12 protein-coding genes are annotated in these 13,240 nt (G+C 39.3%); 10 read left to right on the top strand and 2 right to left on the bottom strand.

The features are described 5' to 3' along the window. Genes ACMGDK_RS02325 through ACMGDK_RS02310 form a run of 4 tightly spaced genes read left to right on the top strand, consistent with a single transcriptional unit; the run spans nucleotide 1 to nucleotide 5,274 of the window. Nucleotides 1-246, top strand: a complete 246-nt coding sequence (locus ACMGDK_RS02325; protein WP_062646915.1) for an acyl carrier protein — start codon at nucleotides 1-3, stop codon at nucleotides 244-246. A 4-nt stretch (nucleotides 247-250) separates the two neighbouring features. Then, a complete protein-coding gene (locus ACMGDK_RS02320; RefSeq protein ID WP_436806444.1) occupies nucleotides 251-1,639 on the top strand; it encodes an AMP-binding protein in 1,389 nt (462 codons plus the stop codon). Further along, nucleotides 1,626-4,088: a TonB-dependent siderophore receptor gene (locus ACMGDK_RS02315; RefSeq protein WP_436806443.1), complete on the top strand. Its 2,463-nt coding sequence runs from the start codon at nucleotides 1,626-1,628 to the stop codon at nucleotides 4,086-4,088. Before ACMGDK_RS02320 ends, ACMGDK_RS02315 begins: the two co-directional genes overlap by 14 nt. Before the next feature lies 1 nt (nucleotide 4,089). Further along, entirely contained in the window at nucleotides 4,090-5,274 is a 1,185-nt protein-coding gene (locus tag ACMGDK_RS02310; protein ID WP_436806442.1) for a PepSY-associated TM helix domain-containing protein, read from the top strand. Between the two features lie 499 nt (nucleotides 5,275-5,773). On the opposite strand, the gene ACMGDK_RS02305 is transcribed toward ACMGDK_RS02310, so the two are convergent. After that, nucleotides 5,774-7,261, bottom strand: a complete 1,488-nt coding sequence (locus tag ACMGDK_RS02305) for an aminotransferase-like domain-containing protein (RefSeq protein WP_436806441.1) — start codon at nucleotides 7,259-7,261, stop codon at nucleotides 5,774-5,776. Between the two features lie 65 nt (nucleotides 7,262-7,326). Between ACMGDK_RS02305 and ACMGDK_RS02300 the strand changes: the two genes are divergently transcribed. The 5 genes from ACMGDK_RS02300 to bioA all read left to right on the top strand — a co-directional run bounded on the left by ACMGDK_RS02300 (nucleotide 7,327) and on the right by bioA (nucleotide 12,094). After that, the gene (locus ACMGDK_RS02300; protein ID WP_436806440.1) at nucleotides 7,327-7,950 is read left to right on the top strand and encodes a hypothetical protein; all 624 of its coding nucleotides are present in this window, start codon (nucleotides 7,327-7,329) and stop codon (nucleotides 7,948-7,950) included. After that, nucleotides 7,943-9,043 (top strand): aminotransferase class I/II-fold pyridoxal phosphate-dependent enzyme, encoded by a 1,101-nt coding sequence (locus ACMGDK_RS02295; protein WP_436806439.1) that lies wholly within the window; start codon nucleotides 7,943-7,945, stop codon nucleotides 9,041-9,043. The genes ACMGDK_RS02300 and ACMGDK_RS02295 overlap by 8 nt, the downstream gene beginning before the upstream one ends. Nucleotides 9,044-9,052: 9 nt before the next feature. After that, nucleotides 9,053-9,667: a dethiobiotin synthase gene (gene bioD, locus ACMGDK_RS02290; RefSeq protein ID WP_436806438.1), complete on the top strand. Its 615-nt coding sequence runs from the start codon at nucleotides 9,053-9,055 to the stop codon at nucleotides 9,665-9,667. A gap of 2 nt (nucleotides 9,668-9,669) precedes the next feature. Then, a complete protein-coding gene (gene bioB / locus ACMGDK_RS02285) occupies nucleotides 9,670-10,659 on the top strand; it encodes a biotin synthase BioB (protein ID WP_436806437.1) in 990 nt (329 codons plus the stop codon). A 118-nt stretch (nucleotides 10,660-10,777) separates the two neighbouring features. Beyond that, entirely contained in the window at nucleotides 10,778-12,094 is a 1,317-nt protein-coding gene (bioA, locus tag ACMGDK_RS02280) for an adenosylmethionine--8-amino-7-oxononanoate transaminase (protein ID WP_436806436.1), read from the top strand. Here bioA and ACMGDK_RS02275 read toward each other — a convergent pair. After that, on the bottom strand, nucleotides 12,054-12,371 hold the full coding sequence (locus ACMGDK_RS02275) for a winged helix-turn-helix transcriptional regulator (RefSeq protein ID WP_436806435.1): 318 nt from the start codon (nucleotides 12,369-12,371) through the stop codon (nucleotides 12,054-12,056). The genes bioA and ACMGDK_RS02275 overlap by 41 nt on opposite strands. Before the next feature lie 93 nt (nucleotides 12,372-12,464). Here ACMGDK_RS02275 and ACMGDK_RS02270 point away from each other — a divergent pair, with 93 nt between their 5' ends. After that, nucleotides 12,465-13,226: an MBL fold metallo-hydrolase gene (locus ACMGDK_RS02270; protein WP_436806434.1), complete on the top strand. Its 762-nt coding sequence runs from the start codon at nucleotides 12,465-12,467 to the stop codon at nucleotides 13,224-13,226. Nucleotides 13,227-13,240 lie beyond the last annotated feature (14 nt).

Raw genomic sequence — 13,240 nt, 5'->3', positions numbered from 1 at the left:
ATGCACACAACAGACGAATTTTATGAAATTATCGCATCAGCAATCGCTGTGAAAAAAGAATTGGTAGACGAAAACCTGACGTATCAGGAAATTCCTGAGTGGGACTCCATGTCGCATCTGCTTATTGTAGAAGCTTTGGAGCAGTTCTACCGTGTCAAGTTTGACTTTAACGACATCCTTGAAATGGGAACCGTCGGAAAGATCCGCGAAAAAATGAAAAAATACGATGTACTCGTAGAAAACTAAGTATATGAAAATTTTAGAAAATGTAATTGCCAACAAGCACTTGTTGTTTACAGATGCTTCCACCGGTGCTTCCACGCCGGTTGGAACACTGTACCGTTCTTTAGGCCTCAATCCTGTAGAAAAAGGATTGATCTTTTTGTACAATGACAATCAGGTGCCGAGCATTGAAGTGCTCCTCAATTTTTATGGAACGGCACATGCCATTGCTGTTTTGGGACAGAAACTTCATCCGGAGTTTAAAGAACGTCTGGAAGCGGAATACCGTCCCAAATATATCTTTGATCCCTCAAGAGATGAGGTTCAGGGATATTCGTTAAAGGAGTTTTCAGAAACGGTGAAAATCTTTGTTAAGGAAGATTATAAACCTGAAGTAGTTATTCATTCCGAAATCAAGATCCTTTTAAGTACTTCCGGAACCACCGGAGTTCCGAAGCTGGTGAAGCTTTCAGATGAAAACCTTTATCAGAATGCTGTGAGCATCCTTCAATACATGCCCATCCTGGAAACGGATGTAGTTCCGCTCAACGTACCGATTAATTTCGTGTACGGTTTTTCTATTTTTACCACCAACTGTATGCGGGCGGGAAGAATAGTCTGTACGGACAAAGACATTATGCAGAAAGCATTCTGGGACGAAATGGAAGAGTACGGGTACAGCACGCTGGGAGGCGTTCCATATTTGTATGAAAACCTGAACAGAATAGGGTTTTTCAGAAAAGACAGCATCAGCCTGAGATACATGACCCATACGGGAGGTGTCATTAATGCTGAATTGAGAAAAACCATCTTCAATTACTGCCTTGAGTTCGAGAAACAGTTTTTCGCCCAGTACGGACAGACTGAAGCAGGCGGAAGAATGGCTTATCTTACCACAGACGGACTTCTTGAGGAGGAAACATCTATTGGTACTCCTGTACACGGAGGAAGCTTCCAGATCGATCCTGAAACGGATGAACTGCTCTTTTTACATTCAAGCATCAGCGGCGGGTATGCCAACAAGCTTGAAGATCTTTCGACCTATGAACAACCTAAGGTTCTTCATACAGGAGATACAGGCAGAAGAGGGCAGAACGGACTGTATTATATCACAGGAAGAATCAAGCGGATCATGAAGCTTTTCGGAATCCGTCTCAACCTGGATGAGGTAGAGTTTATCCTTAAGAATGAACTGGAAGGGAATACAGTGGTTTGTCTTAACGGCAATGATAAAAAGATCATTGTTCTGTATGACAATATCAATATTGATCCCCAAACCATTACAGAAACCATTAAAAATAAACTGCGCATCAATCCGCAGTACGTACGCACCGAACACATAGAATCATTTCCATTATCACAAAACGGCAAAATAAACTATCCACTGTTACAAAATTTACAGCATGAAAACATTTAGAACCCTTATATTACTTTTACTTCTTGTCAGCTTTCCGCTTGTCATTTCTGCCCAGCAAAGTGAGCGCGTTAACGGCAAGGTCATGCTGTCTGAAAAAGTGCCTGTAAAGAATGCGCTTTTAAGGTTAGTCAATACGCCGTATCAGGCAAAAACCAATAATTTAGGAGAATATTATTTTGATAATGTGCCGCCTGGAGAATATACGCTTCAGGTGGTTTTAAATGACATTGAACTGATGCGTGAGCAGATCCGCATCCAGAAAGATGTCTTTGAAATCCCGGTGATTTACACTTCAGTAGAGAACAACGTCATCGAAGGCATCACGGTATATGCCGTAAGCAGAAATAAATTTCTGGATAAGGACAGTACCTCGATTTCTAAAATGCCGTTGAAAAACATAGAAAATCCCCAAATGTATACAAGCATCAATCAGCAGATCCTGAAAGAACAGCTGGTTTATGATGTTTCGGACGCTTTGAAAAACGTTCCGGGTATTGTAAAAATGCAGGGAAGTGCAGGTAGAGCAGGAGATGGAAGCTTTTATTATAACTTAAGAGGGTTTCCTACCAGAGTGTCTATGGTAGATGGTGTACCAGCGACAACCAATTCAGAAATCGATCCTGCGGATATTGAGCGTATTGACGTGATCAAAGGGCCTTCCGGAACACTTTACGGTGGTGCGGTGAATTCCTTTGGAGGACTGATCAATGTAGTGACCAAAAAGCCTAAAGATTATTTCGGAGGCGAGGTTTCTTACCTTTTGGGAAGCTACAACCTGAACCGTGTGACAGCTGATGTATATGGCCCTATCACAGATTCAAGAAAAACTTTATTCCGTCTGAATGCTGCCTATCAGTATCAGAACGGTTTCAGAGATTCTGAATTCAGAAAGTCAATGTTTGTGGCTCCAACGCTAAGTTACCAGGTAAATGACCGGTTAAAGTTTAATTTGGGAGCTCAGATTTATACATACGAAGGAACAAATACGCCGATTATTTTCCTTTCCAGAACGAGAAAGTTTTTCGCGACAACTCCTGACGAACTTGGATTTGACTGGAAAAGGTCTTATTCCAATAATGATATGAGCTTAAAAGCACCTTCCATCAACGTAAAAGCTGAGGTGAACTACAAAATTTCCGATAACTGGAGCTCGCAGACTCTGATCTCGAGAAACTACAGAAAAACGGAAGGTCTGTATCAGTATCAGTTCATCAGGGGAAATACCAGCGACGCCCTTCTGGAGCGTAATGTACAGTGGCAGAATTCTGAAGGAGCCTCTACGAGTATTCAGCAGAATTTTAACGGAGAATTTAAAATAGGAAAAATTAAAAATAAGGTTCTTATTGGGCTAGACTATTTAAACCAGTCATTAAACAACAATAATTCTCCAATAGTTAAATACGACACCATTAACGGGCAGAATCTGACAGCCAAATACGGTATGATTTCTAAAGATCTGGTCCTTCAAAAAATACAGACTTTCACCCAGGCTGCCATCGAAGCTGGTATCAAAACAGGTAAATCACCTTTGGAAAGAAATACATTCTCAAGTAATATGTATGGCGCTTATATTTCCGATGCTGTTTATATTACGGATCGTTTAGTTACTCTATTAAGTTTACGTTTAGACCACTATGAAAGTAACGGACAGCTTGATCTGAACACGAACGCCCTTAATCCTTCTTCACCAAAATTCAAGCAGACTGCATTGTCTCCAAAACTGGGCGTATCCTACCAGATTTTTAAAGACCGCTTATCAGCATATGCCAACTATATGAACGGCTTCAGCTACACACCTCCGGCTTCGCAGCCTCTTTCGGATTACAGTGGAGATTTCAAACCACAGAAGTCTAATCAGTGGGAAGTGGGATTCAAAGGAAACCTTTGGAGAAACAGGGTGAATTTCACCGTAGGATATTATGATATTCTGGTTGATAATATGCTAAGATTAACGGAAGTAATCCGTGACGGAAAAAGCCATAGTATTACCATCCAGGACGGCGAGCAGAGAAGTAAAGGAATTGAAATTGAAACCATCCTGAACCCTGTTCAAGGTTTGAATATTATGGCAGGATATTCTTACAACGACAGTAAGTTTGTAAAAGCTGCCGCTAATGTAGATGGGCGTCGTCCGTCATCTGCAGGCCCGGCCAATGTATTCAATTCATGGGTCAGCTATATATTGCCGATCAAAGGACTTCAGGGACTGGGATTAGGTTTTGGAGTGAACCGTGTCGGTGAGCAGATTACTGTAGACAATTCAACTACCGGACAGTTTATATTCCCGGCTTATACTTTAGTGAATGCGTCCATATCTCTTGAAAAAGAACGATACAGATTAGGATTTAAAATGAATAATTTAGGAAATGCTCAGTATTTTGCAGGACAGGGAGTTGTAGTAGCCCAAATGCCCCGTAACTTTGTAGCAGAGGTTAGTCTTAAGTTTTAATATGAATTCTATACTAAGAAAGACAGCATATCAATTACATCTATGGCTCGGACTAACGTCCGGGCTTATAGTTGTTATAATGGCAGTGACAGGATGTATTCTCGCTTTTGAAAAAGAACTGAAACATGCCCTACACCCTGAGAAATATTTTGTCAAAAACATTAAAAAGGAAAAACTGCAGTTTTCCGATCTTAAATTGAAAGCTGAGCAAGCACTTCCTGACAGTTTAAAAGTTAGCAGGGTAGAAATATCCTCAGATCCATCCCGAAGCTATGCATTCCGTTCGCTGAAAATGAACAATGAAGCTTTGACCTATTGGGGAACTTATATTTATTATTACAGAATTTATGTGGATCCTTACACAGGAAAGGTTCTTGAGGTAGAAAATGCCAAAAATGATTTTTTTGAGATCGTGATGGATCTTCATCGCAGACTTTTATTAGGTGAAAAAATTGGCAAAACCATTACCGGATATTCTACACTGATATTAGCGATCATGCTTTTTTCAGGATTGGTGATCTGGTTTCCCCGCAAAATGAATAAGAAGTCACTCAAAGGGATGTTTTCCATTAAAACATCAGCCAAATGGAAAAGGATCAATTATGATATGCACAATGTCTTGGGATTTTATACAATCATTCCTTTATGTCTTATTTCCTATGCTGCTTTGATATGGAATTTTGAAGATTTCGACAAATGGGTCAAAAAAACACTGAACGGAAAGGCGAAAACTGAACAGAAAGCTAAAAGTACAGTCCCTTCCGAAGAATCTTCAGACAAGAAAAACATCTTCAATATCGTTGGAAACAGAGTAGAAAGGAGTCTGGCTGATAAAAAATCTGCACTTATCAGTTTCCCGAAAACAGAAGAAGGAACTTATTATGCTGAGGTAACGTACGGGAATAAGCAATACCAGAATGAGCAGTTTATTTTTGATCAGTATACAGGAAAAATACTAAGGCATCAATCCTACAAAGACAAAAACATCGGATATGGAACCGCGCTAAGAGAGAGAAATTATGACCTTCATACCGGAAGTATCTTTGGAATGACAGGACGAATTGTATACCTTTTTGCAGGCATGATTGCTACTTCACTTCCCATCACAGGATTCATTATTTATCTGAACAGAAAAAAGAAAAAGAAAAAGAAAAAGAAAGTGAAGATATTAACTCTATCAAATTAAAAAACAAAAATTTAGATAAGTGTAACGTAACTGTTACAATTTTTTATTTTAAAGATCCTACTAATATAAGTAACATAGGCATCTGCTAAATCTGTAAGATCTGCGAGAAATCTTATATTAGTTTAAATCTGATGTGCAATTTTTAGATGTTTTTTTACCTCTCGCAGATTCAGCGGATTGAGCAGATTAATAAAACGCAAACATCTGCTATATCTGCTTAATCTGTGAGAGATTTTTTATAACAATCTTTTAGCGTTATCGGAAAGAATCTCAATACAAAAATTTAGATAAGTGTAACGTAACTGTTACAATTTTTTATTTTAAAGATCCTACTGATATAAGTAACATAGGCATCTGCTCAATCTGTAAAATCTGCGAGAAATCTTATATTAGTTTAAATCTGATGTGCAATTTTTAGATGTTTTTTTACCTCTCGCAAATTCAGCGGATTGAACAGATTAATAAAACGCAAACATCTGCTGAATCTGCGAGAGATTTTTTATAACAATTTCTTAGCATTATCAGAAAGAATTTCAATACTCTTCTCAATTTCCTCGAAGTTGAGATTTCCAAAACCGAGCCTCATCGCTGTAAGATCTTTGGTCTGGTAGAGGAGTGTTTTGGGAATAAACAGGTTATTCTGTGCGCAATTCCGGCTCAGTTGCATCAGATTCACCTGAACATTCCATTCCAGCCAGAAAGCAAGACCTCCCGAAGGCTTCTGGAACTTGACTAATCCTTCTAAACTTTCTTCAAGTAATTCTGCAAAATAATCCCGTCTTTCCTGGTAAACCTTTAAAGATTTTTTCAGGTAACGGTGTATTTCTCCCTCCTCAATCATTTCGCCCAAAGCCCTTTCCATTAAAATATCACCCTGACGGTCTATGATTCCAAGATATTTCCTCATCTCAACCATTAGATTTTCCGGAGCTACAATAAAACCGGTCCTGAATCCCGGAGCCAATGATTTTCCAAAAGATCCGATGTAAATAACCATACCTTTTGTATCTGCACTAGCTAATGGAAGGATAGGACTTTTGTCATAATGAAATTCATAATCGTAATCATCTTCAAGGATGATAAAGCCATATTCATGGGCTAGATCCAGCAGCTCAAGCCTTCGCTGTGCACTTAATGCAACGGTAGTAGGATAGTGGTGATGCGGCGTAAGGTAAAGCATCCTGATCTTCTGCTTCTTACAGGCCTCCCGAACATTTTGTACGATAATTCCTTCTTCATCAATAGGCATTGAAACAATATTAACTCCAGATTTCTGGAAGATCATATTCACAGAAAAATAGCTTAAAGCACCCACCAATACAGTGTCTCCTACAGAAAGGAGAATTTCGGAAACAATATAGATACTCATTTCCGTACTTCGGGTAATGAGAAGATTATTCTTTGAAATAGGCAGTCCACGGGAAAGATTAAGGTAATGTGACAAATGTTCCTTAAAAAATTCACTTCCGTCGTGATTGTAATGACCCAGCATTTTCTGATTGGATTTCCTCTTAAGAATAGAGCTGTAAAACTTTGAATGCTGCCCGATCTGAGTCAGCCTTATATCCGGAACACCATCATTAAAAACATACTCACAGTCCGAATGTTCAAAAGGATTGTCCAAAATATTAGACGTTTTAAAAGAAAAACCTGTGGCTTCAGGGTAATTTTGAAGCCTGTTTTTTTCAAAATCTTTAACTCTTACGGGCTTTTCCTGATTTTCCCCGATAATGAATGTTCCTTTGTTCGGAAGACTTTCAACCCAGCCCTGTGCGGATAATTCATCATAAACCGCAACGGCAGTATTCCTGTGGATTTCCAGGACTTCACTGAATGTCCTGGTTCCCGGAAGTTTGGTACCATAAGGCAAAAAGCCTCTTTGAATAGCATTAATCAACTGATTCGCGATCTGCATATAGATCGAAGTCTCTGAATTTCTGTCAATTTCTATAAAACTTTGATAAGGAATCTTAACCGGACTATCCATAATATTAAAACTGGCACCTTTTAATGGTCCGGCAATATACTAATTTTGGTTCAAAATAACGATCTATGAAATTTCAACAATTGCTTGAAAGAATTGTACAGGATGGCGTAGCCCATGCCAAATGGCTGAACACACTTTCGTTCATGGAAAATGCCGGTGCCAGAAAGATCTCCAAATGTGAGCATCCGGTTTCAGTGACTCTGATTCAACTAAAACATGCTGCTGAGGAACACCGCCATGCATATTATTTAAAAAAACAGATCCGGAAAATAGATCCGGAATTGTGCACAACCTATGAAGCAAACGAGCTTCTGGCTCCGGTTGCCACCCGCCAGTATCTTCATTCATTGGATGTAAAGGCGTGCAGGTATCTTCAAACTGCATTTAATCTGAATAAAGAAGAACTGAAATATGCCGCTTATCTTTTTGTGACTTATGCCATCGAAGTCCGTGCAGATGAATTATACCCAGTTTATCAGGATATTCTGACTAAAGAATCTTCAAAAATTATGGTTAAATCCATTATTCTGGAAGAAGAAGGACATCTTGAAGAAATGATTAATCAGTTAGATGAATTTTCGACAGACTGGAAGCAGCACGCAGATAATATCCTGACGATAGAAAAAGAGTTGCATGATGATTGGATCAATGCGATAACTGAAGAAGTTGCCCAATTAGACTATGCTTAAAAAATTTCAGGAAGCTCTTGATAAAAGAGAGGCGGCAGGAATATTAAGAACATTAAAGCCAAAACTGGATGGTATTGATTTTTATTCCAACGATTATCTTGGCTTGGCAGGAAATGAGGAATTTCAACACATTCTTTTACAACAGATACAGGAAAACCCAAGACTTATTTCAGGAAGCTCCGGTTCAAGGCTGATAAGCGGAAACAGCAATATAACTGATGAAACAGAAAATTATATTGCCGAACAGCATCAATATCCTGCAGCCCTGCTTTTTTCGTCCGGCTACAATGCAAACCTGGCTTTACTTTCCACACTGCCGGATCGTCATGACACGATTATTGTGGATGAGCAGATCCACCGTTCTGTTCATGATGCTTGCAGAATGTCACATGCTAAAAAAATTAAATTCAGGCATAATGATCTTGAGGATCTCGAAAATATTCTGAAAAAGCAAACCGGACCCAGTTATATTGCTATAGAAAGCCTGTATTCAATGGATGGGGATTTTGCACCCATTCAGGAAGTTGCAGCTTTAGCGAAAAGATACGGTGCAGCACTCATCGTAGATGAAGCCCATGCTTTCGGTGTTTTCGGATATGGTTTGATTGAGAAATACCAGCTGCAACATGATGTATTTGCGGCGGTGATGACGTATGGAAAAGCTTTAGGAGCGCATGGGGCAGCTATTCTTTGTGATAAAACAGTGAAATCCTATTTAGTAAATTTTGCTTCTCCTTTTATTTATACGACAGCTGCACAGGATTTTTCATGGATCGCCATTAAAAACGGTTATGAATTTTTAAAGCTAGAACCTGAACTGTCAAAAAAGCTTCATCAGAATATTGAAATTTTCAGAAATCAAAATATAGAAACACCATCTTCAAAACTGAGCCCGATACAGGCTGTATTAGTTCCGGACAATCAGCAATTAAAAAACTTACAGAAAACATTATCTGACAATGAATTCTTAACGTATGCTGTCTACAGTCCGACTGTAAAAACAGGAACCGAAAGACTCAGAATATGCCTCCACAGCTTCAATACAGAAGAAGACATTATAGAACTAACGAGAATTATTAAAGAATTTATTTAAGACAAGTAAATGAATCAACTATTTATCACAGGGATTGGCACTGAAGTAGGAAAAACAGTATGCTCAGCCGTTTTAACGCAATATTTTAAAGCAGATTACTGGAAACCCGTGCAATCCGGAGACCTTGATAATACGGACACTCATAAAATACAATCCTGGACAGAGAATACAGTCTGTCATCCGGAAACCTACCGTTTTCAATTGGCTGCATCTCCGCATCAGTCTGCCAGGGAAGAAAATATAGAAATCAATTTAGATCAGTTTCAGCTTCCCAAAACAGATAACAGCCTTATTGTAGAAGGAGCAGGAGGATTGATGGTCCCGTTTTCGGATGAGATTTTCATTATAGACCTTATAGAAAGACTTAATCTTCCTGTAGCGTTAGTAGTCAGAAATTATTTAGGATGTATTAACCATACTTTACTTTCCATCATGGCATTAGAACAAAAAAAACTGAAGCTGGAATACTTAATTTTCAATGGACCTTTTCCTCCGGATACAGAAAAAGTGATCTGTAACTTTATTAAAAGAGAAACCAGAATCATTCATATTCCCGAGATGGTCCAGCCAACAAAAGACAGCATTAAAGCTGCCGCAGAACAATTAACAATAACAAAATTATGATAATGGACAAAAAAACAGCCGTAAGAAACAACTGGACAAAAGAAGAAATAGAAGAAATTTACCACCAGCCTTTGCTGGAGCTTATTTATAAAGCATCAACCGTTCATCGTGAATGGCATGATCCGTCAGAAGTACAGATCTCCACCTTATTATCCATCAAAACGGGAGGATGTCCTGAAGATTGTTCCTATTGCGGTCAGGCTGCCCGCTATCATACCAATATCAAAGTACAGGCATTGCTTCCGACAGAGACCGTTATTGCCCACGCCCAAAAGGCAAAGGACAGTGGCTCGTCCCGTTTCTGTATGGCTGCTGCATGGCGTGAAGTCCGTAACAACCGTGATTTCGACCGGGTAATCGATATGGTAAAAGGCGTGAATGAACTTGGGCTGGAAGTATGCTGTACTTTGGGAATGCTTACCGAAGAGCAGGCTATCCGTCTTCAGGAAGCAGGTTTATACGCCTACAACCATAATCTTGATACTTCCGAACAGTATTACGAAGAAATCATCTCAACCAGAACATTTGATAATAGAATCAATACCATCAATAATGTAAGAAAAGCCGGAATAACCGTGTGTTCAGGAGGAATTATAGGTCTTGGCGAAACGCACAGAGACAGAATTTCAATGCTTCTGACCTTAGCCACAATGCCAAAACACCCGGAATCTGTTCCCATTAATGCCTTGGCAAGAGTAGCAGGAACACCGCTTGAAGACAACGAAAAAGTGGATACCTGGGAAATGGTCAGAATGATCGCTACAGCAAGGATTGTTATGCCTTCTTCAATGGTCAGATTAAGTGCAGGACGAATAGAAATGAATGAAACAGAGCAGGCATGGTGCTTTATGGCCGGAGCTAATTCCATCTTCACGGGGGAAAGAGAAACGCTATTGGTAACCCCTAATCCAGGAGTTTCAGAAGACATGCAGATGCTGGAAAAACTGGGTCTGAAGCCGATGAAGATGAAAGAGAAGAGTAGTTGTTGTTAATGTGGTCTGGGATGCGGGTTCGGGTTTATAAGGCGTTGTTTTGTAAGTTACAGGTTGACCTGTTGAACCACCATCTCCTAGCTTTTAACCTCTAATTTCTAACTTCTAATTAAAAAAAATGAATACATCCATACAATCACTACAGTCAAGAGACAAAGCCGTTAACTGGCATCCTTACACCCAGATGAAAACAGCCGGAGATGCAATTCCCATTGTTAAAGGAAAAGGCGTTTATTTATATGATGATGAAGGAAAGAAATATCTTGATGCAGTCTCTTCCTGGTGGGTGACTTTACATGGCCATGCTCATCCTTACATTGCAGAACGTGTTTCTCAGCAATTGCATACTCTGGAGCAGGTTATTTTTGCGGGATTTACTCATGAACCGGCTGTTCAGCTTTCAGAAAATCTCCTGAAACTGCTCCCGGAAAATCAGAAAAAGGTTTTTTATTCGGATAATGGTTCTACCGCTGTGGAAGCAGCGCTGAAGATGTGTATTCAGTATGCTTATAACTTGGGAAAAGAAAAGACGAAAATTCTGGCTTTCAGGAATGCCTATCACGGTGACACATTCGGAGCGATGTCTGTGAGCGGAAGAAGTGTCTGGACAAAACCTTTCGGGAACATGCTTTTTGAAGTGGTTTTTATTGATACACCCAACGCGGAAAATCTGGAAAATTTAAAAATTCAGATTAAAAATATAGCAGAAGAAACAGCCTGTTTTATCTATGAACCATTAGTACAAGGCGCAGCAGGTATGCTTATGTATGAAGCTGAACACCTTGATGAATTGATGAAAATCTGCAGAAGCGAAAAAATTCTGATGATTCAGGATGAAGTATTCACAGGTTTTGGAAGAACCGGAAAACTGTTTGCGGCCAATCACCTGGCGGAAATACCTGATATTATGTGCTTTTCCAAAGGCCTGACCGGCGGAACATTGCCTATGGGAATTACAACTTCTTCTCAGGAAATCTTCAACGCTTTTTTATCTGATGACAAGTATAAAACGTTGTTTCACGGGCATTCTTTTACCGCTAATCCTTTAGCGTGTACTGCAGCTTTGGCCAGCATGGAGCTTTTACTGCAGGAAGAAACTTTAACGGCCATTGACCGTATCAGCAGGCAGCATTCAGATTTTGCCAAAATTCTTTCAAAGCATCCGCATGTTGAAAATGTACGGCAGACCGGAACTATTCTGGCTTTTGAATATAAAACTGATCAGCATACTTCTTATTTTAATCAGATCGGAAAGGTTCTGTATGATGAATTCCTTAAACGTGGGATTATTATGCGTCCACTGGGGAATGTCATGTATCTGGTTCCACCTTATTGCATTAGTGCCGAAGATCTGAATTTTATTTACCAGAATATTTTGGAGGTTTTAAGTGCTTTTAAGAATCAAGATCATTTCCCCACTGATGCAGCTGATTAAGAATAGGACCTAATTTTTTGCCCTGATCAGTAAGCTTATAATAGACTTCAGGAGGAAAATTATAGACTTCAATCCGTTGAATGATATGATTTTCCTCCATCTGTTTCAATTGTTCCGACAGTACTTTTTTCGAAACCCTCGGCATTTTACGCCACAATTCTACAAACCTTACCTGGTCTTCCTCAAAAAGATTATGAAGGATCAATGGTTTCCATTTCCCGGAAAGAAAATCCAGGCTTCGTCTGAGCCCGCAGTTTTTAAATTCTTCAAAATTCATAGATAACTTTACTATATATGGTTAACCTTTTGGTAACCGCCTATTATTTAACCCTGTTTGAGCAATAGCTTTGTAAAGACAAAATTAAGCAAAATGAAACTAGAATTATGGCGCAATGCCACATTGCTGCTCCAAATCGGAGAAAAAAATATTTTAATTGATCCCATGCTTGGGGCAAAAGGTTCTTTGGGAAAACTTCCGATGACGGATAATGAACTGGAGAATCCTCTGGTTGATCTTCCGTTCAGTAAAGAGGAATTAAAAGATAAACTGTTAACAATTGATGCGGTGGCTGTAACTCACCTTCATCCCGATCATTGGGACGAAAAAGCTATTGAACTTTTAGATAAAAATATTCCCTTGATCTGCCCTGAGATCATAGCAGGACAGATAGCCCAATCAGGCTTTAAGAATATAATTTCTATCAAAGACAGCATCATCTGGGAAAATATTAATATTTCTATTACAGAAGGACAGCACGGAACCGGAGAAATAGGAGAGAAAATGGGTAAAGTAAATGGATTTGTCTTCAAAGCTGAGGATAAAACCCTCTATATTGTTGGCGACAGCATCTGGTATGAAGGAATTGCGGCAGAAATTGATCAACACAAGCCGCAGCATATTGTTGTAGCCGGAGGTGCAGCCACTTTTGCAGTGGGAGATCCTATCATCATGACCAGTGAAGACATCATCAAACTTTGTGAATATGCACCCAATGCCTCCATCTTGGTCACGCATCTTGAAGCAGTCAGCCACTGTAAAGAAAACCGTGAATATATTCAGAAGAAGATCAATGAAAACGATCTGGAGAACAGATGCTTAGTTCTGCAGGACGGGATGGAATATTCTTTATAATTAATTTAAAAGAG

The organism is Chryseobacterium hilariae (assembly GCF_051400735.1).
Taxonomy (GTDB): Bacteria; Bacteroidota; Bacteroidia; order Flavobacteriales; family Weeksellaceae; genus Chryseobacterium.
This window is presented reverse-complemented; position numbering and strand designations above follow the sequence as displayed.